Below are 23,547 nucleotides of genomic sequence, written 5' to 3'. Positions count from 1 at the left end.
CTGAAGGTCCCACTCAGGTGGGCGGCCCGCGCAGGTGACTTGGACAGTGTGACAGCAGTACGTATGTTTCACGCCCTTGCGCCCGCGCAGGGGCGTTTTCCTTTGCAGAACCTTCTCCAGGGGGTCCGAGGCGTGGAAGCCAAGAGAAGGAGACCCCATGGCGAGGCCGGACAAGGCAGCCGCTGTCGCCGAGCTCACGGACGAGTTCCGTAGCTCGAACGGCGCCGTGCTGACCGAGTACCGCGGGCTCACCGTGGCGCAGCTGCGGCAACTGCGCACTGCGCTCGGTGACGACGTGAACTACGCCGTGGTGAAGAACACGCTGACCAAGATCGCGGCCAAGGACGCGGGTGTCGAGTCGTTCGACTCGCTGCTCGAGGGTCCGTCGGCCATCGCCTTCATCAAGGGCGACCCGGTGGTTGCGGCCAAGGGTCTGCGTGACTTCGCCAAGGCGAACCCCATGCTCGTCATCAAGGGTGGAGTGCTGGAAGGCAAGGCACTCGGCTCTGACGAGATCAGCAAGCTCGCTGACCTGGAGTCGCGTGAGGTTCTCCTCGCGAAGCTCGCAGGTGCGATGAAGGCGGCTCCGCAGCAAGCGGTGTCGCTGTTCGCTGCTCCGCTGTCGCAGGCCGCGCGCCTGTTCGCGGCGCTGCAGGACAAGCTGCCGGCCGAGGCTGCCGCACCCGCGGCGGACGAGGCGCCGGCCGTGCAGGACACGGTCGAGGCACCTGCCGAGGCGAGCACCGAGGAGACCGCTGCAGCTGACAGCTGAAGCGAATCTCACCCGTAGTACCCCACCAGTGATCACGAAGCACCATTGTTAGGAAGGACCGCCACCATGGCGAAGCTCAGCACCGAAGAGCTCCTCGGCCAGTTCAAGGAACTGACCCTGCTGGAGCTGTCGGAGTTCGTTAAGGCGTTCGAGGAGGAGTTCGGCGTCACCGCCGCCGCCCCGGTCGCCGTTGCCGCCGCTCCGGCCGCGGGCAGCGCCGCCCCGGCCGAGGAGGCCGCCGAGCAGGACGAGTTCGACGTCGTCCTCGAGAGCGCCGGCGACAAGAAGATCCAGGTCATCAAGGAGGTGCGCGGTCTCACGAGCCTCGGCCTGAAGGAGGCCAAGGACCTCGTCGAGTCGGCTCCGAAGCCGATCCTGGAGAAGGTCGACAAGGCTGCCGCGGAGAAGGCCAAGGAGGCCCTCGAGGGCGCCGGCGCCACCGTCACGCTGAAGTGACCTGTGCGGCGTGAGCCGCACAACGAGCAGTACGCCGAAGGGCGGTCCTACCCAGGGCCGCCCTTCGTCACGTTCCGGACGACTGCAACGAAGGTGAGCGCCCACAGCCACCCGGCGAGTACGTCGGTCGGATAGTGCCGACCGAGCGCCAGTTGCGCCCAGCCGGCGATCAGCACCAGCACCGCGCCGAGCAGGAGCACCGGTAGCCGGCCCGCGATCAGCACCAGCGCACCGACGAGCGCCGCGGTGTTCGCCGCGTGCCCACTCGGAAAGCTGTACTCCGACACCTCGGGCGGCAACGGCCACAGCTCCGGCCGCGACCGCCCGAAGAGCTGCTTCAGCAGTGGATTCACTGCCCACACGACACCGACTGCGGCAGTGAAGAACAGTGCGTCCCGCCACCGGCGCAGGCTCAGCAGCACTGTCAGCACGACGATCCCGACGGCCGCGAGTGGCGCCAGCCCAGTCAGGTCGCTGACACTGCGGGCGACCGTCGAGTCGTCGTGCAACCAGATCAGTACGTCCTGTTCAGACACCGATGCGATGCCACGGTCCCCAGATGGCGAACGTCATCCCGCGACTGGCCTGGATGTTGACGAACAGTGTGTGCCCGTCCGGGCTGAAGGTCGAGCCGGCGAACTCGTCGTTGAAACGCGGCACACCGGTGCTGCTGGTGAGCCGGTTCAGCGCGATGTCCCACAGCTGACCGCCCCGGGACAGACCACGCAGGTAGTTGTCGTCGACGTTGTCCTCGCAGAGCACCAGAGTGCCGCGCCTACTGGTCGTCACGTTGTCCGGGAAGTCCAGCGTCTCGCGGTTCGGCGACTCGTAGATCAGTTGCAGCTTGTTCGCCCTCGTGTGGTACGCCCAGACCTGCCCGAAACCGTTTCCGTAGCCACCGACCGAATCCGGCCCGGTCTCGGCCGCGCCGCCACCCTGCGTCGAGCAGAAGTACACGACGTTGTCGTCGTACACCTGCCCTTCCAGCCGGGAGAAGTACGCCGCTCCTTGCCCGCGACCCTGGTCGCCGACGTACACCAGGGCCTGGTCGTTCGTCGTCGGCGCGGTCTGCCCCGGTGTGTACGGGAACGTCGGCGCCGGGTCGTCGATGTCGACCCACGTCACGTCGTACGTCGCCCGCCTCGGCTGCGAGGCGGCCAGGTTCAGGTTCGGACGGCCCTTGACGGCCAGCATCTGCAGCCGGCCGCCGTCCTGCAGTCGGCCGGACTTCATCGGGTGCCGCGGCGGGCGGTAGCGGAAGAAGCCGGACGGGAACGCGAAGTTGTCCTCGGTCAGGTAGAGGTAGCCGTCCTTGGGGTCGAAGGCGACGGCCTCGTGCGCGAACCGGCCGGCGTGCGTGATCGGCTCGCGGTCGGACTGGCCGCGGGCCGGCACCTCGAAGACGAACCCGTGCGGCTTGGTCAGCGGGATTTTCGACGTCCGGGTGAAGTCGGGGCCGACGTCCGGCCCGTTCACCGTCTCCTCGCAGGTGACCCAGCTGCCCCACGGCATGATGCCGCCGCTGCAGTTCATCATCGTGCCGTTCAGGCTGGTGTACGCCTCGACCACCTGGCCGTACCGGGTCACCTCGACCGTCGTCGTCCCGCCCTGCGCCATCGCGTCGTACGGCGTCCCCGGGCCGAACGGCGCACCCGGATTGTTCAGCTCGTGGTTGCGGACCAGCACGATGTTGCCGTTGCGCCGCTTGAACGCGCCCATGCCGTCGTGCCGGCCGGGCAGGCTGGTGCCGTCGTCCAGCACGACCGGGAACTCCGTGTCGTGGAAGGACCGGTAGGCGAACCCCTTCGGCAGGTGCAGCCGGACCTTGCCGTCGCGCAGGTCCGGGATCGCCAGCAGTCTCGGGGAGGGCCGGTGGCCCCGCGGTGCGGCCGCGGCCTGGGCGGCCACGAACCCCTGGAACGGCCCGCCCGCGAGCACGCCGCCCGCGACCGCCGCGCTGCCCTTCAGGAATGTCCGTCGTTCGATACTCATCCCTCGTCCCCTCCTCGGCCACTGTGATGCCCTTGATCGACGCTAACTTTCGGGTGGCGGTCCGGACAGATCTCGGCGTACCGCTAGGATCACCGGAGCCGCGTGGCGATCAGCAGACCGTGTCCGGCGATCAGCAGCCCGTGATCGGCGTGACCGGAGCGTGACGTATTGGTCACCGTCGCTTGACCTGCGGGGGTTACGCAAAACCGTACTCGTGCGTAACCTAGGCCACTGCCCCGTCGTTGGACACGGCGAAACGTCGTCGGTTCGGGGCCAACAGACATCCCGTGAGGAGGACCGGTGGGCGTAGAAGTCCGCGTCGAGGGTCTCACCAAGTCCTTCGGAAACCAGTTGATCTGGGGCGACGTGTCCCTGACGCTGCCCGCCGGCGAGATCTGCGTGATGCTGGGCCCTTCCGGTACCGGGAAGTCCGTATTCCTGAAGACGATGATCGGTCTGCTCAAGCCGGATAAGGGTCATGTCCACATCGAGGGCACCGACATCGCCACCTGCTCCGAGCGGGAGCTGTACGAGATCCGCAAGCTGTTCGGTGTGCTGTTCCAGGACGGCGCGATGTTCGGCTCGATGAACCTCTACGACAACGTCGCCTTCCCACTGCGTGAGCACACCAGGAAGTCCGAGGCCGAGATCCGTTCCATCGTGATGGAGAAGATGGAGATGGTCGGCCTGGTCGGCGCGGAGCGGAAGCTGCCGGGCGAGATCTCCGGCGGGATGCGCAAGCGGGCCGGCCTGGCCCGCGCGCTCGTGCTGGAGCCCGAGATCCTGCTGTTCGACGAGCCAGACTCCGGGCTGGACCCGGTGCGGACGGCGTTCCTCAACCAGCTCATCATCGACCTGAACGAGATGACCCAGGCGACCTGCCTGATCGTCACCCACGACATCAACACCGCGCGCACCGTGCCGGACAACATCGGCCTGCTGTACCACCGGCACCTGGCGATGTTCGGTCCGCGGGAGATGCTGCTGTCCAGTGAGGAACCGGTCGTCCGCCAGTTCCTGAACGCCCAGCGGGTCGGCCCGATCGGCATGTCCGAGGAGAAGGACGCCGACGAACTGGCCCGGGAGGCCGACCAGGAGCTGCCGCCGCTGCCGCCGATCCCGGTGCAGCAGTTGCCGAGCAGCGGCCTGATCCGGCCGACCCAGCGCCCGCCCGGCGAGTGGTGCCGCGAGAACGGCGTCAGCCCGCCACCGGGTTCCTTCGCCCCCGACGTCGTGGGGGCTACGTGACCGTACTGAATGCCACCGCCCCGCTGAAGCACGCCGGCTCGCTGTTCTCCTTCGCGCTCGACACCGCCCGGGCGTCGGTGCGCCGTCCGTTCCAGCTGAAGGAGTTCCTCCAGCAGGCGTGGTTCGTAGCGAGCGTGACGATCATCCCGACGGCGCTGGTGGCGATCCCGTTCGGTGCCGTGATCGCGTTGCAGGTCGGCGGGTTGATCAAGCAGTTCGGTGCGCAGGCCTTCACCGGGTCGGCCGCCGTACTGGCCGTGGTCCGGGAGGCGTCGCCGATCGCGACCGCGCTGCTGATCGCCGGTGCCGGTGGGTCGGCCATCTGCGCCGACCTCGGCGCGCGGAAGATCCGCGAGGAGCTGGACGCGATGATGGTGCTCGGGATCGACCCGATCCAGCGGCTGGTGGTGCCGCGGGTGCTGGCGACGATGCTGGTCGCGTTCTTCCTGAACGGTTTCGTCAGCGTCGTCGGCGTGATGGGCGGCTACGTCTTCAACGTCGTGCTGCAGGACGGCACACCAGGCAGTTACATAGCCTCCTTCACCGCGCTCGCCCACCTGCCCGACCTGTGGCAGGGCCAGGCGAAGGCGCTGGTGTTCGGGTTCATCGCCGCGGTCGTCGCGTCGTACAAGGGAATGAACGCGGGCGGCGGGCCGAAGGGGGTCGGCGACGCGGTGAACCAGTCCGTCGTCATCACCTTCATGCTGCTGTTCGTCGCCAACTTCGCGATGACCGCGATCTACTTCCAGCTTGTTCCGCCGAAGGGGGCCTGACATGTCGGCCCTGATGGACACGCTGGTTCGCAAACCACTCAGCTCGCTCGACCGGCTGGGCGAGCAGCTCACCTTCTACATCAAGGCGCTGGCCTGGTCGGGCCGCTCGGTGCGGCGCTACCGCCGGGAGATCCTCCGGCTGCTGGCCGAGGTGACGCTGGGCACCGGCGCACTGGCGGTGATCGGCGGCACCGTCGGCGTGATCACCTTCCTGGCCTTCTTCACCGGCACCGAGGTCGGCCTGCAGGGTTACTCGGCGCTGAACCAGCTCGGTACCTCGGCCTTCGCCGGTTTCGTCTCCGCCTACATCAACACCCGCGAGATCGGTCCGTTGATCGCCGGTATCGCACTGGCCGCGACGGTCGGTTGCGGGTTCACCGCGCAGCTCGGCGCGATGCGAATCAGCGAGGAGATCGACGCGCTCGAGGTGATGGCGATCCCGTCGTTGCCGTTCCTGGTCACCACCCGGATCATCGCCGGGATGGTCGCGGTCATCCCGCTGTACATGATCGGCCTGCTCGCGTCGTACTTCGCCACTCGGCTCACGGTGACCGTGTTCTACGGTCAGAGCACCGGCACGTACGACCACTACTTCCATCTCTTCCTGCCACCGGGTGACGTCCTGTGGTCGTTCGGGAAAGTGCTGGTCTTCGCGGTCCTGGTGATCCTGGTGCACTGCTACTACGGCTATCACGCGAGTGGCGGCCCCGCCGGTGTCGGTGTCGCCGTCGGTCGCGCCGTACGGACGTCCATCGTCGTCATCAACGTCGTCGACCTGCTGCTGTCGATGGCGATCTGGGGTACGACGACCACCGTCAGGCTGGCGGGGTGACGCCATGACTGTACTGATGCCACGCCTCCGGCGCGGCGGGTCCTGGGGCTCGAACTCCCGGCCTTCCCTCGTCACTCCGGTCGCTTCGCTCCCTGCGCTCCTCAGTCCAGGCCGGGAGGCCCCATGACCAGGCGTGTGCCGCACAAGATCCTGGGCGTCGCCTTCATCGGCGTCTTGTGCTTCCTGCTCTGGCTGACCTACGCGTTCTACGCCAAGGTCTTCACCAGGACGGTCGACGTGGAGCTGAAGACCAGCCACATCGGCCTGCAGCTCAACGAGCACGCGGACGTGAAGCTGCGCGGCATCATCGTCGGCGAGGTCCGCGGAGTCTCGACGGACGGCGACGAGGCGACCGTCCAGCTCGCACTGAAGCCGGAGCAGGTGGCCGAGATCTCCAGCGCGGTCAGCGCCCGGATCCTGCCGAAGACGCTGTTCGGCGAGAAGTACGTCGCCCTGGTCCCGCCGAGCGGGCCGCAGGGCCGGCAGATCAGGGCCGGTGACGTGATCTCCCGGGACAAGACCGCGGTCGGCATCGAGATCGAGAAGGTCCTGAACGATGCGCTGCCGCTGCTGCAGGCGGTCGACCCGGCCGACCTGAACGCGACTCTGAACGCCCTGGCCACCGCGCTCGAGGGCCGCGGCACCGAGATCGCCGGCACTCTGACCCAGCTGGACGCGTACCTGAAGAAGCTGAACCCGAACCTCCCGAAGCTGATGGCCTCGCTGACCAAGCTGACCCAGGTCTCCCAGCTGTACGGCGATGCGACGCCGGACCTGGTCCGTGCCCTGCGGAACCTGACCATCACCGGCAACACGGTGGTGGAGAAGCAGGTGCAGCTGCAGAAGTTCTTCGTCGACGTCCAGACGCTGTCCGGTACGACGAACACCTTCCTGAAGGAGAACGAGGACCGGGCGATCCGGCTCGGCGAGGTGAGCCGTCCGGTGCTGGACCTGCTGGAGCGGTACTCGCCGGAGTACCCGTGCTTCCTCAAGGTGATGACCGAGACCGCGCCGATCCTGAACGACACGTTCCGCAACGGCCGGCTGAACATCAACCTGGAGCTGATCACCAACCAGCCGACGCCGTACGAACCGAACGAACTGCCGGCCTACAAGGATCGCCGTGGGCCGGTCTGCGTCGGGAAGAACTACAGTCACCCGGGTGCGCATCCAGGTCCGTACAGCCAGGAGAACCCGGTGCCGTACATCACCGGTGAGGACGGCGTGATCGGCGACCACCACAAGGAACAGCGGTTCCCGCTGAACCTCCAGCTGCACCGGTCCATGCCGGGCTTCGACATGGACACCCAGGGCGTCGGTACGCCGGCCGAGCAGAAGGTGATCGACTCGGTCGTCGGCCCGCAGATGGGTGTGGCGCCGGCCGACGTACCGGACCTGACCACCCTGATGGTCGGCCCCCTCCTGCGCGGAGGTCAGGTGAACCTCAAGTGAAGCTCCTGGACAGGAGAACCTCGATCGACACGGTGCGCCTGGCGATCTTCGTGGTGGTGACCACAGTCGCGACCGCGCTGCTGGCGGTGACGATCGGGAACATCAGCTTCAACCCGACGACGAAGTACAAGGCCGTGTTCACCGACGCGGTCGGGTTGAACAAGGGTGACGACATCCGGATCGCGGGGGTGAAGGTCGGCCAGGTCGACAAGATCGCTCTTCACGAGAACACGCTGGCGATGGTGACGTTCAGCGTCGACTCCGACCAGGTCCTGGACACCTCGACGCGCGCCACCCTGCGGTACCGCAACCTCGTCGGAAACCGCTACGTCGCGCTCACCGACGGCGTCGGCGGAGGAGAGCGGCTGAAGAGCGGCGGCGTCATCCCGAAGGAGCGGACCGCGCCGGCGCTTGACCTGACGGTGCTGTTCAACGGGTTCAAGCCGCTGTTCACCGCGCTCACCCCGGCGGACGTGAACCAGTTCGCGTTCGAGGTGATCAAGGTGCTGCAGGGCGAGGGCGGCACGATCGAGTCCCTGCTGGCCCGTACCGCCTCGTTGACGACGACCTTGGCCGACGCGGACCAGGTGATCGGCAACCTGATCACCAACCTGTCCTCGACCCTGCAGATCGTCTCCCAGCGGCAGCAGAACTTCTCCTCGTTGCTGGTGAACCTGCAGCAGTTCATCACCGGGCTGAGCCAGGACATCAACCCGATGCTGAACTCGGTCGGCTCGATCAACTCGCTGAACACCAAGACGGCCGGTCTGCTGCAGCAGACCCGGGTGCCGCTGAAGGCCGACCTGGACCGGCTCCGGACGGTCGCGACCACCCTCGACGACACCCAGGCGATCTGGGTGAAGACGCTGCAGTACATGCCGGAGAAGCTGAACACGATGACCCGGACGGCGACGTACGGCTCCTGGTTCAACTTCTACCTGTGCAACTTCGACGGCAACGTCTACCTGCCGACCGGCACCCGCGTTCCGGCGGCCTACGACAACAACTCGGCGAGGTGCAAATAATGAAGCCCTTCCGAGAGCAGAACCAGGTGACCGTCGGCGTCGTCGGGCTGACCGTGCTCGGGCTGATCATGCTGGCCGCGTTCAAGGCGCAGGACCTGCCGCTGATCGGCGGCGGCACGAAGTACTCCGCGCAGTTCTCCGAGGCCGGCGGGCTGAAGCCGAACGACGAGATCCGGGTGGCCGGCGTCCGGGTCGGGCAGGTCCGCAAGGTCGAGCTCGCGGGCACCCACGTCCGCGTCGACTTCGTCGTGGACAAAGGCGTGAAACTGGGCGACCAGACCGGCGCGGAGATGAAGATCAAGACGCTGCTCGGGCAGAAGTACCTCAAGCTGAACCCGGCCGGCTCCGGTGAGCTGAAGGCCGGCTCCGAAATCCCGCTGGCCCGGACGATCGCGGCGTACGACGTCGTGGACGCCTTCAGCGACCTGGCGAACACCACCGAACGGATCGACACCGCCCAACTGGCCAGGGCCCTGGACACGCTGTCGACGACCTTCCAGAACACGCCCGAAGAGGTGCGGGCGTCGCTCACCGGGCTGTCGCGGCTGTCGCGGAACGTGGCCAAGCGGGACGAGCAGCTGAAGCTGCTGCTGCAGCACTCGGACGTGGTCACGAAGGTCCTTGCCGATCGCAACCAGCAGCTGATCAAGCTGATGAAGGACGGCAACACCGTCTTCCAGGCCGTGCAGGCCCGGCGGGCGCTGATCCACCAGTTGCTGGTGTCGACGCAGAAGCTGTCCGCCCAGATCACGGCGCTGGTGCGGGAGAACCGCAAGGACCTGGCCCCGACGCTGCAGAAGGTGAACGCGGTGCTGGCGGTCCTGCTCAAGAACCAGAAGGACCTGGATGCCAGCATCAAGGGGCTGGCGCCGTTCGTCCGCGTCTTCACCAACACCCTCGGCACCGGCCCGTGGTTCGACGTGTACCTGGAGAACCTGGTGCCCGTGCCGGAGGTGCCCGCGCCGGCGGCCCCGATGCCCGGGTTGCCGCCGATCCTGGGAGGTGGCGGCTGATGAGGATCGCCTCGCTGTCCCGGCTGGTCGCGATGGCGGTGGTCCTGGTGATCGTCGCGGTCAGCGCGATCACGCTCTGGCCGCAACCCGAGCGGGTGAGCGCGACGGCGTACTTCCCGCGCGCGGTGTCGGTGTACCCCGGCTCCGACGTCCGGATCCTCGGCATCAAGGTCGGGGAGGTCGACAGTGTCACCCCGGCCGGCCGGACCGTGCGGGTGAAGTTCTGGTGGGAGGCCAAGCACAAGGTGCCGGCCGCCGCGAAGGCCGTGATCGCGGCGCCGTCGGTCGTGGCCGACCGGTATGTGCAGCTGACTCCGGCGTACTCCGACGGTGACGTGATGGCCGACGGGGCCGAGATCCCGATCGACCGGACCGCCGTACCACTGGAACTGGACCAGATCTACCAGAGCCTGAACGACCTGTCCGTCGCGCTCGGCCCGAAGGGCGCGAACAACCAGGGTGCGCTGTCGCGGCTGCTGGACGTCTCGGCGAAGAACCTGAACGGCCAGGGCGCCAAGCTGAACCAGACGATCACCGACGTGTCCAAGCTGACCGGGACGCTGGCCGGCAACTCGGAGAGTCTGTTCTCGACCATCCGGCAGTTGCAGACGTTCGTGTCCGCGCTGGCCGCGAACGACCAACTGGTCCGCCAGTTCAACACGAACTTCGCCGCCACCTCGACCACGCTGGCCGGAGAACGCCAGGACCTGGCCAAGGCGCTGTCGCTGCTGGCGACGGCACTCGGCGAGGTCGCCACGTTCGTCAAGGACAACCGGGCCCTGCTGAAGACGACGATCTCCAGTGCCACCGATCTGTCGCAGATCCTGGTCAAGGAGAAGGCCGCGATCGCCGAGGTACTGGACACCGCGCCGCTCGGCCTGGGCAACCTGGCCCGGGTCTACAACCCGCAGTACGGGACGCTGGACCAGCGGATGAACATGGCCCACATGGACGATCCGGCGACTTTCCTCTGCTCGCTCCTGCGGCAGGCGAAGCAGCCGATGTCGACCTGCACGGCGCTGAAGCCGGTCCTCGACGCCCTGGGCAAGCTCCCGCTGCTCAGCCAGCTGACCCATAGCGCCCCGGCCAGCGGCGGCCCCGCCGGTACGCCGTGGGCCCCGCAGTCCAAGGCCCCGCTGTCGAGCCCGGATCCGGTCGACCCGACCCTCGGAGGGCTGGTCCGATGAAATGTCGTTCGATGAAGGTCCGTACGACGATCGTCGCCACAGTACTCGGGATGGCCATGCTGCTGACCGGGTGTGACTTCAGTGTGTACTCGCTGCCGTTGCCGGGTGGCGCGAAGATCAAGGGACCGTCGTACACGGTCACCGTCGAGTTCGCCGACGTACTGGACCTGGTGCCGAAGTCGACGGTGAAGGTGGACGACGTCACCGTCGGCACGGTCGAAAAGGTCTCGCTGGACGGGTACGTCGCCAAGGTCCGGATCAGGCTGCCGAAGAGTCTGGAACTGCCGGACAACCCGCGGGCGACGATCCGGCAGACCAGTCTGCTGGGCGAGAAGTTCGTCTCGCTGTCGGCGCCGACCGGGTCGGAGAAGCCGCGCGGGAAACTGGAGCAGGGCGAGGTGATCCCGCTGTCGCGGACCACCAGCAACGTCGAGGTCGAGGAGGTTCTGGCCGCGCTGTCGCTGCTGCTGAACGGCGGCGGCGTGGCACAGCTGCAGATCATCACCAAGGAGCTGAACAAGGCGATGACCGGCAATGAGCCGGCCATCCGCAGCGTGCTCACCCAGCTGAACACATTCGTCGGCACCCTGGACCAGAACAAGGCGCAGATCGTCACCGCGATCGCCGCGCTCGACGCGCTGGCCAAGAAGCTGAACGCGCAGAAGGCGACGCTGGCGACCGCGATCGACTCGATGCCGAAGTCGATCGCGACCCTGGACAAGCAGCGCGCAGCCCTGGTGAAGACGCTGCAGGCGCTGGCCACTCTGGGCAACACCGCCACCCGGGTGATCACCGCCTCGCAGAAGGACCTGGTGGCCAACCTGCAGTCGCTGTACCCGATCCTGACCAAGCTGGCGGAGGCGGGGGAGAACCTGCCGAAGTCGTTCGAGCTGCTGTTCACCTACCCGTTCCCGGACGCGGCGCCGAAGGCCGTCCAGGGCGACTTCACCAACCTGGGCATCACCCTGGACGTCGACACCCAGAAGGCGCTGCAGGGTCTGCTGGGGGCCACCCTGCCGACCGCCGGCCCCTCGTCGGTCCCGGCGCCCCGGCTGAGTGTTCCGAACGGCCTGCCGTCGCTGCCGGTGGCGACCGGTACGGCGACCACCTGCACCACTGTCCTCGGGACGCCCGTCTGCACGCCGAAGCTGAACCGCTCGGGCTTCGACCCAGAGCTGGCCAAGGTCCTGATGCCGGGGGTGGCGAAGTGATCACCAGAGTGGTCCGGATCCAGCTGATGGTGTTCCTGCTGATCACCGTCGTCGGCGTCGCGTTCGTGGGCGCGAGGTACGCCCAGATCGACAAGCTGCTGTTCGACGACGACTACACCGTCAGAGCCAGCTTCGCCGAGTCCGGCGGCATCTTCACCGGTGCCGAGGTGACGTACCGCGGCGACCCGGTCGGCCGGGTCGGCGAGCTGAACCTGCTGTCCGACGGTGTCGAGGTGGACCTCGACATCGACAAGGGTGTGAAGATCCCGAACGACCTGATCGCGGTGGTCGCGAACCGGTCCGCGATCGGCGAGCAGTACGTCGACCTGCAACCGCGCCGCGACACCGGCCCGTACCTGCAGGACAATTCGAAGATCGCCCGCGCGGACACCGCGGTCCCGATCGACACCACCGAGCTGCTGCTGAACCTCGACCAGTTGCTGAACTCGGTGGATCAGGAGAGCCTGCGGGTCACCGTGCGCGAGCTCGGTGCAGCGTTCAAGGGCCGGGGGACCGACCTGCAGCGGATCATCGACAGCTCGGGCCGGCTGATCGACAACTCGGACGCGAACATCCTGCAGACGATCAAGCTGATCAACGACGGCGACACCGTGCTCGCCACCCAGGTGGCCAGCGGCGACGCGATCAAGACCTGGGCGAAGAACCTCGCCCTGCTGTCGGACACCCTGGTGAGCTCGGACGCGAACCTCCGGCAGGTGATCGACCAGGGCTCGGGCGCCTCTACCCAGGTGACCGCGCTGATCTCGGAGAACCGCGCGGACATCGCGGTGCTCCTCGGCAACCTGCTGACGGTGAACGAGTTGACCGCGCTCCGGCTGGACGCCGTCGAGCAACTGCTGGTGGTCTACCCGGCGGTGTCGATGGGCGGGTACGTCGTACCGGCCAAGGACAAGGTCACCGGGCACTACGACGCCCACTTCGGCATGGTGCTCGGGCACGACCCGGCCGCCTGCCGGGCCGGGTACGGTGGCACCGGCAAACGGGTCCCGCAGGACACCGCCGACAAGCCGGCCAACACCAAGGCGGGCTGCACCGCGGACCCGTCGACCGGCGTCAACGTCCGCGGCGCGCAGAACAAGCCGACCCCGTCCTCCCGGGAGGACCGCAATCGGACCGGGTACGGTGTCGGGTACGACCCGGCTACCGGGGTCGCGGGCGGTTCCGGCGGCATGCCGGAACTGGTGCTCGGCTCGACCGGCGGCCAGGCCGACCTGCTCGGCGGCGACTCCTGGAAAGCCCTCATCCTCGGACCGGTGACCGGCAAGTGACTTCTGGTAACTCCAAGCGTGGCCACCTGATCCTGGCGTGGGCGCTGAGCGTCCTGCTCGTGGTCGCCCTGGCCGGCGCCACCGTGTCGATCGTCGCGCTGCACCGGCAGAGCGAGGACGAGGCCCAGCGGGAAGGTGCGATGAAGGCGGGGCGGCAGTTGGCGCTCGACTTCACGACGTACGACTACAAGACCTGGGACGCCGACACCTTGCGGGTGCTCGACGACTCCACAGGACAGTTCAAGGAGGAGTTCCAGGCCGGGCTGAACGTGGTGAAAGCCCAGGTGCAGACCAGCAAGGCGACCTCCAAGGGTGACGTGAAGGAGGCCGCGGTGGTCTCGAACGACAAGGACTCCGCCCAGGTCCTGGTGATCGTGGACGCGGTGGTGACCAACACCGCGTCGACCGAGGGTGTGCAGCGGCGCTACCGGATCAAGCTGGACCTGGTCCGGGAGAAGGACCGCTGGCTGACCGCCGACCTGCAGGCGGTGGGCTGATGGCGGACCGTTCCCGCAACCGCCCCCGCATCGCCGGCCAGCGCCGTACCTCCACCGGTACGACGGCCCCGCCGGCGACCGCTCCGACGGCTGAGTCGAAGGCCGACGAGCCGGTCGAGGTGACAACGACGGCCCCCGAAGCGGTCGACGAGGACGTGACCCCGGCCACACTCGAGGCTCGGGAAGCCCCGTCGGAGGCGTCTGAGGAGCGGTCGAATGCTACGGAGAGTGAGGAAAAGCGCCATTCGCTCGGTGGCGTGCTGTCCGCGCTGCTCGGCGTGCTCGCCGTCCTGGTGCTGAGCTTCGCGGTCGTGCTCGGGGTCAAGGCGTGGCAGGGCAAGCAGGCCGAGGACGCCCGCGACCAGGCGGCCGCGGCCGGGCGGAAGGCGGCCGAGACGGCGCTCAGCTACGACTACCGTGACCTGGACAAAAGCTTCTCCGCGGCCCGGGCGACGATGACCCCGGAGTTCGCCGGCACGTTCGACGAGACCGCGAAGGTGGCCGGCGAACTGGCCACCAAGACCAAGGCGACCGTCCGGGCCGAGGTCCGCGAGGTCGGGGTCCGCGACGGCGACGCCGACCGGGTCACCCTGATCATCTTCGTCAACCAGACCACCACCAGCACGATCACGGAGGGTAAGCCCCGCGTGGATCTCAACCGGACCCGGTTCACGATGGTCCGAAAGGGCGATCAATGGCTGGTCCAGGAGATTGCCGGGCTGTAGTCTCTTTGTGACTCCGGAGAGGGTGTCCTGGGCGGCTCGCGGGTGCGGCTGACAAATAGCGCAGTCCTGAAGAGGGCAGTCCGCTGGAGAACCCGGGTTGATCCTTGACTGAGTGGGTGGTCCGACGGCATAGTATCGGACCCCATTGGACAGGCTTGCCCTGATCGGGTAGCCTATTGCTTTGCGCTGCCTTTAACCTCACCCTGGTCCGGCTCAAAACTTGACTTGGGTGGTTCGGCGTGCGCTCCCAGCACCGAAGTGATTTCTGCGAGCCCGTGGAAGGACGCCCCTTGGTCGCCTCGCGCAACCCCCAGTCCGACAGCATTTCCGACGTTTCCGGCTCCCGCCGCATCTCCTTCGCAAAGATCTCCGAACCTCTCGAGGTTCCGGATCTGCTTGCGCTGCAGGTGGACAGTTTCGACTGGCTGGTCGGCAACGAAACGTGGCAGGCCCGGGTGGCCGCCGCCGAGGCCGAGGGACGGTCGGACCTGTCCGGCCCCAGCGGCCTGGAAGAGATTTTCGAGGAGATCTCCCCGATCGAGGACTTCAGCGGCACCATGTCGCTGTCGTTCCGCGACCACCGATTCGAGCCGCCGAAGAACACGGTCGACGAGTGCAAGGAGCGCGACGTCACCTACTCCGCGCCGCTGTTCGTCACGGCCGAGTTCATGAACAACGAGACCGGTGAGATCAAGAGCCAGACCGTCTTCATGGGTGACTTCCCGTTGATGACGCGCAAGGGCACCTTCGTCATCAACGGCACCGAGCGGGTCGTCGTGTCCCAGCTCGTCCGCTCGCCCGGTGTGTACTTCGAGCGCACGCCGGACAAGACGTCCGACAAGGACATCTTCACCGCCAAGATCATCCCGTCGCGCGGCGCGTGGCTGGAGTTCGAGGTCGACAAGCGCGACATGGTCGGTGTCCGCCTGGACCGCAAGCGCAAGCAGAACGTCACCGTCCTGCTGAAGGCGCTCGGCTGGACCGACGCGCAGATCCTGGAGGAGTTCGGCGACTACGAGTCGATCCGGCTCACCCTGGAGAAGGACCACACCTCCGGGCAGGACGACGCGCTGCTGGACATCTACCGCAAGCTGCGGCCGGGTGAGCCGCCGACGCGCGAGGCCGCGCAGGCGCTGCTGGACAACTACTACTTCAACGGCAAGCGCTACGACCTGGCCAAGGTCGGCCGGTACAAGATCAACAAGAAGCTCGGCCGGGACGAGGCGCACGACACCGCGGTGCTGACGATCGACGACATCGTCGCCACGATCAAGTACCTGGTGGCCCTGCACGAGGGCAAGACCGAGCTGCCCGCGCCGACCGGTGAGGTCGTGGTCGAGGAAGACGACATCGACCACTTCGGCAACCGCCGGCTGCGGACCGTCGGCGAGCTGATCCAGAACCAGCTGCGCACCGGCCTGGCCCGGATGGAGCGCGTGGTCCGGGAGCGGATGACGACCCAGGACGTCGAGGCGATCACGCCGCAGACCCTGATCAACATCCGTCCGGTGGTGGCGGCGCTGAAGGAGTTCTTCGGCACCTCCCAGCTGTCGCAGTTCATGGACCAGACCAACCCGATCGCGGGTCTGACCCACAAGCGCCGCCTGTCGGCGCTCGGCCCGGGTGGTCTGAGCCGTGAGCGGGCCGGCTTCGAGGTTCGTGACGTGCACCCGTCCCACTACGGCCGGATGTGCCCGATCGAGACCCCGGAAGGCCCGAACATCGGTCTGATCGGCTCACTCGCGACGTACGGCCGGGTGAACCCGTTCGGCTTCGTCGAGACGCCGTACCGCAAGGTCGTCGACGGTCAGGTCACCGACCAGGTCGACTACCTGACCGCGGACGAGGAGGACCGGTTCGTCATCGCGCAGGCCAATGCCGTGCTGACCGACGACAACCGGTTCGCCGAGGACCGGGTGCTGGTCCGCCGGCGCCACGGTGAGGTCGAGCTCGTGCTGGTCGACGACGTGGACTACATGGACGTCTCGCCGCGCCAGATGGTGTCGGTGGCGACCGCGATGATCCCGTTCCTCGAGCACGACGACGCCAACCGGGCGCTGATGGGCTCGAACATGCAGCGGCAGGCGGTTCCGCTGATCACCGCCGACGCGCCGCTGGTCGGCACCGGGATGGAGTACCGCGGTGCGGTCGACGCCGGTGACGTGCTGGTGGCCGACAAGGCCGGTGTGGTCAAGGAGGTCTCGGCCGACCTGATCGAGGTCGCCGCCGACGACGGCACGTATCAGACCTACCGGCTGGCGAAGTTCCGCCGGTCGAACCAGGGCACCTGCATCAACCAGCGCCCGCTGGTCGACGCTGGGCAGCGGGTCGAGGTGAACAGCCCGCTCGCCGACGGTCCGTGCACCGACGAGGGCGAGATGGCGCTCGGCCGCAACCTCCTGGTCGCGTTCATGCCGTGGGAGGGCCACAACTACGAGGACGCGATCATCCTCAGCCAGCGCGTCGTGCAGCAGGACCTGCTGACCTCGATCCACATCGAGGAGCACGAGGTCGACGCCCGCGACACCAAGCTGGGTCCGGAGGAGATCACCCGGGACATCCCGAACGTCTCCGACGAGATGCTGGCCGACCTGGACGAGCGGGGCATCATCCGGATCGGCGCCGAGGTCACCACCGGTGACATCCTGGTCGGCAAGGTCACCCCGAAGGGCGAGACCGAGCTGACCCCGGAGGAGCGGCTGCTGCGCGCGATCTTCGGTGAGAAGGCCCGTGAGGTCCGCGACACCTCGCTGAAGGTGCCGCACGGCGAGAACGGGACCGTCATCGGCGTCCGCGTCTTCGACCGCGACAACGGCGACGAGCTGCCGCCGGGCGTGAACCAGCTGGTCCGCGTGTACGTCGCCCAGAAGCGGAAGATCTCGGTCGGCGACAAGCTGGCCGGCCGCCACGGGAACAAGGGCGTCATCTCGAAGATCCTGCCGGTCGAGGACATGCCGTTCCTCGAGGACGGCACCCAGGTCGACATCATCCTGAACCCGCTGGGCGTGCCCGGCCGGATGAACGTCGGTCAGGTGCTCGAGACCCACCTCGGCTGGGTCGCCAGCCGCGGTTGGGAGATCGACGAGGGCAACAAGGAGGAGTGGGCCCAGCGGCTGATCAAGATCGGCGCCGGGTCCGCCCCCGCGATGACGAACGTCGCCACCCCGGTCTTCGACGGCGCCAAGGAGGAGGAGGTCACCGGCCTGCTCGGCTCCACGCTGCCGAACCGCGACGGCGTCCGGATGGTCGACGACACCGGCAAGGCCCGGCTGTTCGACGGCCGCTCGGGTGAGCCGTTCCCGGAGCCGGTCGGTGTCGGCTACATGTACATGCTGAAGCTGCACCACCTGGTCGACGACAAGATCCACGCGCGGTCGACCGGTCCGTACTCGATGATCACCCAGCAGCCGCTGGGTGGTAAGGCCCAGTTCGGCGGTCAGCGGTTCGGCGAGATGGAGGTGTGGGCCCTGGAGGCCTACGGTGCCGCCTTCGCGCTGCAGGAACTGCTGACGATCAAGTCCGACGACGTGGTCGGCCGGGTCAAGGTGTACGAGGCGATCGTCAAGGGCGAGAACATCCCGGAGCCGGGCATCCCGGAGTCGTTCAAGGTTCTGGTCAAGGAAATGCAGTCCCTGTGCCTGAACGTGGAAGTGCTCTCGTCCGACGGAAGCCGGGTCGAGATGCGCGACAGCGAGGAGGACGTCTTCCGTGCCGCGGAGGAACTGGGCATCGACCTGTCCCGGCGGGAGCCGAACAGCGTCGAGGAGGTCTGAGCGGGTTGCCGCTTGAGATCAACACACAACTCACTCAGACCACTTTTACTATCGGGAGATAACACATCGTGCTCGACGTGAACTTCTTCGACGAGCTTCGGATCGGCCTGGCGACCGCGGATGAGATCCGCCAGTGGTCGCACGGTGAGGTCAAGAAGCCCGAGACGATCAACTACCGGACCCTCAAGCCCGAGCGGGACGGTCTCTTCTGCGAGAAGATCTTCGGTCCCACCCGGGACTGGGAGTGCTACTGCGGCAAGTACAAGCGCGTTCGCTTCAAGGGCATCATCTGCGAGCGGTGTGGCGTCGAGGTCACCCGTTCCAAGGTGCGCCGGGAGCGGATGGGCCACATCGAGCTGGCCGCGCCGGTCACCCACATCTGGTACTTCAAGGGTGTCCCGTCGCGACTCGGCTACCTGCTCGACCTCGCCCCGAAGGACCTGGAGAAGGTCATCTACTTCGCGGCGTACATGATCACCGACGTCGACGAGGAGGCGCGCCACCGCGACCTCTCATCGCTGGAGGGCCGGACCGACGTCGAGCGCAAGCAGCTCGAGAACCGGCGCGACAACGACATCGAGACGCGGATGAAGAAGCTCGAGGAGGACCTGGCACAGCTCGAGGCCGAGGGCGCCAAGGCCGACGTCCGCCGCAAGGTCAAGGAAGGTGCCGAGCGTGAGGTCAAGCAGCTGCGCGACCGTGCGCAGCGCGAGATCGACCGCCTCGACGAGGTCTGGACCCGGTTCAAGAACCTGAAGGTCCAGGACCTGGAGGGCGACGAGATCCTCTACCGCGCCATGAAGGAGCGGTTCGGCAAGTACTTCGAGGGCGCCATGGGTGCCGCCGCGATCCAGCGCCGGCTGGAGACCTTCGACCTGAAGGCCGAGGCGGACAACCTGCGCGAGACGATCAAGACCGGCAAGGGCCAGCGCAAGACCCGCGCCCTGAAGCGGCTCAAGGTCGTCACCGCGTTCCTGGCCACCAACAACAGCCCGATGGGCATGGTCCTGGACTGCGTCCCGGTCATCCCGCCGGACCTGCGGCCGATGGTCCAGCTCGACGGTGGCCGGTTCGCCACCTCCGACCTGAACGACCTGTACCGCCGGGTGATCAACCGGAACAACCGGCTCAAGCGACTGCTCGACCTGGGCGCGCCGGAGATCATCGTCAACAACGAGAAGCGGATGCTGCAGGAGGCCGTCGACGCGCTGTTCGACAACGGCCGCCGCGGCCGTCCGGTCACCGGCCCGGGCAACCGGCCGCTGAAGTCGCTGTCCGACATGCTCAAGGGCAAGCAGGGCCGCTTCCGGCAGAACCTGCTCGGCAAGCGCGTCGACTACTCCGGTCGTTCGGTGATCGTCGTCGGTCCGCAGCTGAAGCTGCACCAGTGCGGTCTGCCGAAGGCGATGGCGCTGGAGCTGTTCAAGCCGTTCGTGATGAAGCGGCTGGTCGACCTCAACCACGCGCAGAACATCAAGTCCGCCAAGCGGATGGTCGAGCGCCAGCGTGCCCAGGTCTGGGACGTGCTGGAAGAGGTCATCACCGAGCACCCGGTCCTGCTCAACCGTGCACCTACGCTGCACCGGCTGGGCATCCAGGCGTTCGAGCCGCAGCTGATCGAGGGCAAGGCGATCCAGATCCACCCGCTCGTCTGTTCCGCGTTCAACGCGGACTTCGACGGTGACCAGATGGCGGTGCACCTGCCGCTGTCGGCCGAGGCGCAGGCCGAGGCGCGGATCCTGATGCTGTCGACGAACAACATCCTCAAGCCGGCCGACGGCCGGCCGGTGACGATGCCGACGCAGGACATGATCATCGGCATCTACTTCCTCACCATGATGAAGGAGGGTGCGCTCGGCGAGGGCCGTGCGTTCAGCTCGGTGGCCGAGGCGCTGATGGCCTTCGACCGCAACGAGCTGTCGCTGCAGGCAAAGGTCACGCTGCGCCTGGACGAGTCCGGCGTACCGGCCGGTGCGACCGAGCTCGCTGACGGCGGGTTCGCGCTGGAGACCACGCTGGGCCGGGCCCTGTTCAACGAGGCGCTGCCGGCGGACTACCCGTTCGTCGACGTCGAGGTCGGCAAGAAGCAGCTGGGCGGGATCGTCAACGACCTGGCCGAGCGGTACTCGAAGGTCGAGGTCGCCAACGCCCTCGACGCGCTGAAGGACCTCGGTTTCCGCTGGGCCACCCGGTCCGGCGTGACCGTGTCCATCGACGACTTCAGCACGCCGCCGTCCAAGCCGGAGATCATGGCCCGGTACGAGTCGCAGGCCGAGAAGGTCCAGAAGCAGTTCGAGCGAGGCCTGATCACCTCGTCCGAGCGGCGGCAGGAGCTGATCGAGATCTGGACCGGCGCCAACGCCGAGGTCGGCAAGGCGATGGAGGAGAACTTCGAGAAGGCCAACCCGATCTGGATGATGGTCCACTCGGGTGCCCGGGGCAACATGATGCAGATCCGGCAGATCGCCGGTATGCGTGGCCTGGTGGCCAACCCGAAGGGTGAGATCATCGCCCGGCCGATCAAGTCCAACTTCCGCGAGGGTCTGTCGGTGGTCGAGTACTTCATCGCCACCCACGGTGCCCGGAAGGGTCTGGCCGACACCGCGCTGCGGACCGCCGACTCGGGCTACCTGACCCGTCGTCTGGTGGACGTGTCGCAGGACGTGATCATCCGCGAGGAGGACTGCGGCACCGAGCGGGGCCTGCCGAAGAAGATCGGCGAGCCCGGTCCGGACGGCAAGGTCGTGCACGCGGAGAACGTCGAGACCAGCGCCTACGCACGGACGCTGGCCACCGACGCGATCAGCCCGGACGGCAACGTCGTACTGGAGGCCGGCAGCGACCTGGGCGACGTCTCGATCGCCATGCTGGTCGAGGCCGGGCTCGAGGAGGTCAAGGTCCGCTCCGTGCTGACCTGCGACGCCAAGACCGGTACCTGCGCGAAGTGCTACGGCCGTTCGCTGGCGACCGGCAAGCCGGTCGACATCGGCGAGGCGGTCGGCATCATCGCGGCCCAGTCCATCGGTGAGCCGGGTACGCAGCTGACCATGCGTACCTTCCACACCGGTGGTGTCGCGGGTGATGACATCACCCACGGTCTGCCGCGTGTCGTCGAGCTGTTCGAGGCCCGGCAGCCCAAGGGCAAGGCGCCGATCTCCGAGGCGGCCGGCCGGATCTCGATCGAGGACACCGACAAGACCCGCAAGCTGGTGCTCACCCCGGACGACGGGTCCGAGGAGGTCGCCTACCCGGTGTCGAAGCGTGGCCGCCTGCTGATCGAGGAGGGTCAGCACGTCGAGGTCGGCCAGCAGCTGACGCAGGGGACGCCGGACCCGCAGGAGGTCCTGCGGATCCTGGGTGTCCGCAAGGCGCAGGAGCACCTGGTGGACGAGGTCCAGGAGGTGTACCGGTCGCAGGGTGTGGCCATCCACGACAAGCACATCGAGATCATCGTCCGGCAGATGCTGCGCCGGGTCACGGTGATCGAGTCGGGCGACGCCCAGCTGCTGCCGGGTGAGCTCGCGGACCGGATCACCTTCGAGGCGGAGAACCGCCGGGTGGTCGCCGAGGGCGGTACGCCGGCCTCGGGTCGTCCGGTGCTGATGGGGATCACCAAGGCCTCGCTGGCGACCGAGTCGTGGCTGTCGGCCGCCTCCTTCCAGGAGACGACCCGCGTCCTCACCGAGGCCGCGATCCACGGCAAGTCCGACTCGCTGGTCGGTCTGAAGGAGAACGTCATCATCGGCAAGCTGATCCCGGCCGGTACGGGCATGGACCGGTACCGCAACATCCGGGTGGAGCCCACCGAGGAGGCGAAGGCCGCGATGTACTCGATGGTCGGCTACGAGTCGTACGACTACGACTTCGGCCCGTCCACCGGGCAGTCGGTCCCGCTCGACGACTTCGACCTCGGTTCGTACCAGAACTGATTCGAGTCACCGCCCTGACCGGGGCGGGGAACGAGTAGCGAGGGCGGCACTCCCACTCAGGGGGTGCCGCCCTCGCGGCGTTCGGGTGCAGGATGGCCCATGGCCGGAAACAAGACCGTGAGGACCGACGCGTCGGTCGACGACTACCTCGCCGGCATCGCCGGCTCCCGCGGTGACGACGCCCGCGAGCTCAACGACTTGCTGACCGAGGCGACCGGCCTCCGGCCGGCCCTGTGGGGCTCGTCCATCGTCGGGTTCGGCGACCGCCACCTGGTGTACGACAGCGGCCGTGAGCTCGACTGGTTCCAGATCGGCTTCGCCGCCCGCAAACAGGCGCTGACGCTCTACCTCACCGAGGGATTCGAGGGGTACGACGAGCTGCTCGGGCGCCTCGGGCCGCATACGACCGGCGTCGGCTGTCTCTACGTCAAACGCTTGTCTGACGTGGATTCCGCCGTCCTGGCCGAGCTTGCGAAGCGGAGTGTGCAGCACACGCGGGGTGGCGGCTGAAAGTGTCCGCGGGATGCGCCAAGATTGGTCCATGACGGATCTCCCGGCCCATCTGCGGCCCTTCGTCCTCGGGGTTCTGGACGGTCCCGACGTCCGGGTCGACCGGCTCGGGGAGATCGACTTCCACCGCCCGGCCGGGTCCGCCCGGACCGGCGCGATTCTCTTTGTGCACGGGGGTCCTGGGCCCGCCGGGCTCGAGGTGATGCCTCGTGACTGGCCGGTGTTCCGGGGATACGCGACCGCGGCCGCCCGCCGGGGCGTCGTGGCCGCTGTCGTCGACCACAGCCTGATCCACGGCCTCGACCACCTGGTCACCGCCGCGGACGAGGTGGAGGCCGCGGTCGGCGTTCTGCGATCCGATCCACGCGTCGACCCCGACCGGGTCGCCCTGTGGTTCTTCTCCGGCGCCGGCCTGCTGGCAGGGGAGTGGCTGGACAGCCGCCCCGACTGGCTGCGCTGTGTCGCCCTGACCTACCCCCTGCTCGCCACCCCGCCCGGTGTCGACGAACTGGTTCATGCCGCCGAAGTGATCGGCAAACACAAGGATCTGCCGGTGCTGCTGACCAGAGCCGGACTCGAGCCCGAGGAGCTCGCCGGTCCGGTCGCGGAGTTCGTCTCCGCCGGTGGTACCGCGCTGGACATCATCGACGTACCGAAAGGGCACCACGGGTTCGACATGCTCGACCACACCGAAGAATCACGCGCCGCCGTCACCAAGGCCCTGGACTGGGCGATCGCCCACCTGGGCGAGGAGCCGGACGGCCAGAAACTCCTCGTCCCTCCGCCACCCGCCAGATCCTCCACCACCCGGCCTACGACGACCGCCGGCAAGACCCGGGTGGCGGTGAAGGAGACCAGCACCC

Annotated in this window: 18 protein-coding genes and 1 pseudogene; 17 read left to right on the top strand and 2 right to left on the bottom strand. The window is 67.5% G+C overall.

Features of this window, described 5'->3' with window-relative positions:
• The first annotated feature begins 157 nt into the window (after window positions 1-157).
• Complete coding sequence (gene rplJ, locus E1218_RS16280; RefSeq protein ID WP_132320928.1) at window positions 158-772, top strand: 50S ribosomal protein L10; 615 nt, start codon at window positions 158-160, stop codon at window positions 770-772.
• 66 nt (window positions 773-838) lie between these two features.
• Window positions 839-1,228: a 50S ribosomal protein L7/L12 gene (gene rplL / locus E1218_RS16275; protein ID WP_132320926.1), complete on the top strand. Its 390-nt coding sequence runs from the start codon at window positions 839-841 to the stop codon at window positions 1,226-1,228.
• Between the two features lie 47 nt (window positions 1,229-1,275).
• Here the strand turns inward: rplL and E1218_RS16270 are convergent, their stop codons facing one another.
• Both E1218_RS16270 and E1218_RS16265 read right to left on the bottom strand, forming a co-directional pair.
• Window positions 1,276-1,764 carry a phosphatase PAP2 family protein gene (locus E1218_RS16270; protein ID WP_165949291.1) on the bottom strand — a complete coding sequence of 163 codons (489 nt, stop codon included), beginning with the start codon at window positions 1,762-1,764 and terminating at the stop codon, window positions 1,276-1,278.
• The gene (locus tag E1218_RS16265; RefSeq protein WP_132320922.1) at window positions 1,757-3,220 is read right to left on the bottom strand and encodes a PhoX family protein; all 1,464 of its coding nucleotides are present in this window, start codon (window positions 3,218-3,220) and stop codon (window positions 1,757-1,759) included. Before E1218_RS16265 ends, E1218_RS16270 begins: the two co-directional genes overlap by 8 nt.
• A 300-nt stretch (window positions 3,221-3,520) precedes the next feature.
• On the opposite strand from E1218_RS16265, the gene E1218_RS16260 reads away from it, so the two are divergent.
• The 15 genes and pseudogenes from E1218_RS16260 to E1218_RS16190 form a co-directional block, all read left to right on the top strand.
• Window positions 3,521-4,468 (top strand): ABC transporter ATP-binding protein, encoded by a 948-nt coding sequence (locus E1218_RS16260; RefSeq protein WP_132320920.1) that lies wholly within the window; start codon window positions 3,521-3,523, stop codon window positions 4,466-4,468.
• Entirely contained in the window at window positions 4,465-5,241 is a 777-nt protein-coding gene (locus tag E1218_RS16255; protein WP_233712265.1) for an MlaE family ABC transporter permease, read from the top strand. The genes E1218_RS16260 and E1218_RS16255 overlap by 4 nt, the downstream gene beginning before the upstream one ends.
• Window position 5,242: 1 nt before the next feature.
• Window positions 5,243-6,073: an MlaE family ABC transporter permease gene (locus tag E1218_RS16250; protein ID WP_132320919.1), complete on the top strand. Its 831-nt coding sequence runs from the start codon at window positions 5,243-5,245 to the stop codon at window positions 6,071-6,073.
• 123 nt (window positions 6,074-6,196) lie between these two features.
• Window positions 6,197-7,525 (top strand): MCE family protein, encoded by a 1,329-nt coding sequence (locus tag E1218_RS16245; RefSeq protein WP_132320917.1) that lies wholly within the window; start codon window positions 6,197-6,199, stop codon window positions 7,523-7,525.
• The gene (locus E1218_RS16240) at window positions 7,522-8,550 is read left to right on the top strand and encodes an MCE family protein (RefSeq protein WP_132320915.1); all 1,029 of its coding nucleotides are present in this window, start codon (window positions 7,522-7,524) and stop codon (window positions 8,548-8,550) included. Before E1218_RS16245 ends, E1218_RS16240 begins: the two co-directional genes overlap by 4 nt.
• The gene (locus tag E1218_RS16235) at window positions 8,550-9,563 is read left to right on the top strand and encodes an MCE family protein (protein ID WP_132320913.1); all 1,014 of its coding nucleotides are present in this window, start codon (window positions 8,550-8,552) and stop codon (window positions 9,561-9,563) included. Before E1218_RS16240 ends, E1218_RS16235 begins: the two co-directional genes overlap by 1 nt.
• Complete coding sequence (locus E1218_RS16230; RefSeq protein WP_132320911.1) at window positions 9,563-10,750, top strand: MCE family protein; 1,188 nt, start codon at window positions 9,563-9,565, stop codon at window positions 10,748-10,750. Before E1218_RS16235 ends, E1218_RS16230 begins: the two co-directional genes overlap by 1 nt.
• Window positions 10,751-10,761: 11 nt before the next feature.
• The gene (locus E1218_RS16225; protein ID WP_132320909.1) at window positions 10,762-11,961 is read left to right on the top strand and encodes an MCE family protein; all 1,200 of its coding nucleotides are present in this window, start codon (window positions 10,762-10,764) and stop codon (window positions 11,959-11,961) included.
• Window positions 11,958-13,250 (top strand): MCE family protein, encoded by a 1,293-nt coding sequence (locus E1218_RS16220; RefSeq protein ID WP_132320907.1) that lies wholly within the window; start codon window positions 11,958-11,960, stop codon window positions 13,248-13,250. The genes E1218_RS16225 and E1218_RS16220 overlap by 4 nt, the downstream gene beginning before the upstream one ends.
• Window positions 13,247-13,747, top strand: coding sequence for a hypothetical protein (locus tag E1218_RS16215; RefSeq protein ID WP_132320905.1), 501 nt, complete (start codon window positions 13,247-13,249; stop codon window positions 13,745-13,747). Before E1218_RS16220 ends, E1218_RS16215 begins: the two co-directional genes overlap by 4 nt.
• Window positions 13,747-14,472: a hypothetical protein gene (locus tag E1218_RS16210; RefSeq protein ID WP_132320903.1), complete on the top strand. Its 726-nt coding sequence runs from the start codon at window positions 13,747-13,749 to the stop codon at window positions 14,470-14,472. Before E1218_RS16215 ends, E1218_RS16210 begins: the two co-directional genes overlap by 1 nt.
• Window positions 14,473-14,762: 290 nt before the next feature.
• Window positions 14,763-18,245, top strand: coding sequence for a DNA-directed RNA polymerase subunit beta (rpoB, locus tag E1218_RS16205; RefSeq protein ID WP_132320901.1), 3,483 nt, complete (start codon window positions 14,763-14,765; stop codon window positions 18,243-18,245).
• Window positions 18,246-18,313: 68 nt separating this feature from the next.
• Window positions 18,314-22,174 carry a DNA-directed RNA polymerase subunit beta' gene (locus E1218_RS16200; protein WP_132320899.1) on the top strand — a complete coding sequence of 1,287 codons (3,861 nt, stop codon included), beginning with the start codon at window positions 18,314-18,316 and terminating at the stop codon, window positions 22,172-22,174.
• 99 nt (window positions 22,175-22,273) lie between these two features.
• Window positions 22,274-22,684 (top strand): DUF1801 domain-containing protein, encoded by a 411-nt coding sequence (locus tag E1218_RS16195; protein WP_132320897.1) that lies wholly within the window; start codon window positions 22,274-22,276, stop codon window positions 22,682-22,684.
• A 31-nt stretch (window positions 22,685-22,715) separates the two neighbouring features.
• A pseudogene (locus E1218_RS16190) lies at window positions 22,716-23,547 on the top strand (nuclear transport factor 2 family protein); the annotation flags it as partial.

Origin of the sequence: Kribbella turkmenica (assembly GCF_004348725.1) — a bacterium.
Classification (GTDB): domain Bacteria; phylum Actinomycetota; class Actinomycetes; order Propionibacteriales; family Kribbellaceae; genus Kribbella; species Kribbella turkmenica.
The sequence above is the reverse complement of the archived record's forward strand: the minus strand, read 5'-3'. Positions and strand labels throughout refer to the sequence as shown.

Bases quoted from the DNA above. Each gene is read 5' to 3' on its own strand.
- rplJ (WP_132320928.1), top strand. From the start codon at position 158: ATGGCGAGGCCGGACAAGGCAGCCGCTGTCGCCGAGCTCACGGACGAG.
- rplL (WP_132320926.1), top strand. From the start codon at position 839: ATGGCGAAGCTCAGCACCGAAGAGCTCCTCGGCCAGTTCAAGGAACTG.
- E1218_RS16265 (WP_132320922.1), bottom strand. From the start codon at position 3,220: ATGAGTATCGAACGACGGACATTCCTGAAGGGCAGCGCGGCGGTCGCG.
- E1218_RS16250 (WP_132320919.1), top strand. From the start codon at position 5,243: ATGTCGGCCCTGATGGACACGCTGGTTCGCAAACCACTCAGCTCGCTC.
- E1218_RS16245 (WP_132320917.1), top strand. From the start codon at position 6,197: ATGACCAGGCGTGTGCCGCACAAGATCCTGGGCGTCGCCTTCATCGGC.
- E1218_RS16235 (WP_132320913.1), top strand. From the start codon at position 8,550: ATGAAGCCCTTCCGAGAGCAGAACCAGGTGACCGTCGGCGTCGTCGGG.
- E1218_RS16230 (WP_132320911.1), top strand. From the start codon at position 9,563: ATGAGGATCGCCTCGCTGTCCCGGCTGGTCGCGATGGCGGTGGTCCTG.
- E1218_RS16225 (WP_132320909.1), top strand. From the start codon at position 10,762: ATGAAGGTCCGTACGACGATCGTCGCCACAGTACTCGGGATGGCCATG.
- E1218_RS16210 (WP_132320903.1), top strand. From the start codon at position 13,747: ATGGCGGACCGTTCCCGCAACCGCCCCCGCATCGCCGGCCAGCGCCGT.
- E1218_RS16195 (WP_132320897.1), top strand. From the start codon at position 22,274: ATGGCCGGAAACAAGACCGTGAGGACCGACGCGTCGGTCGACGACTAC.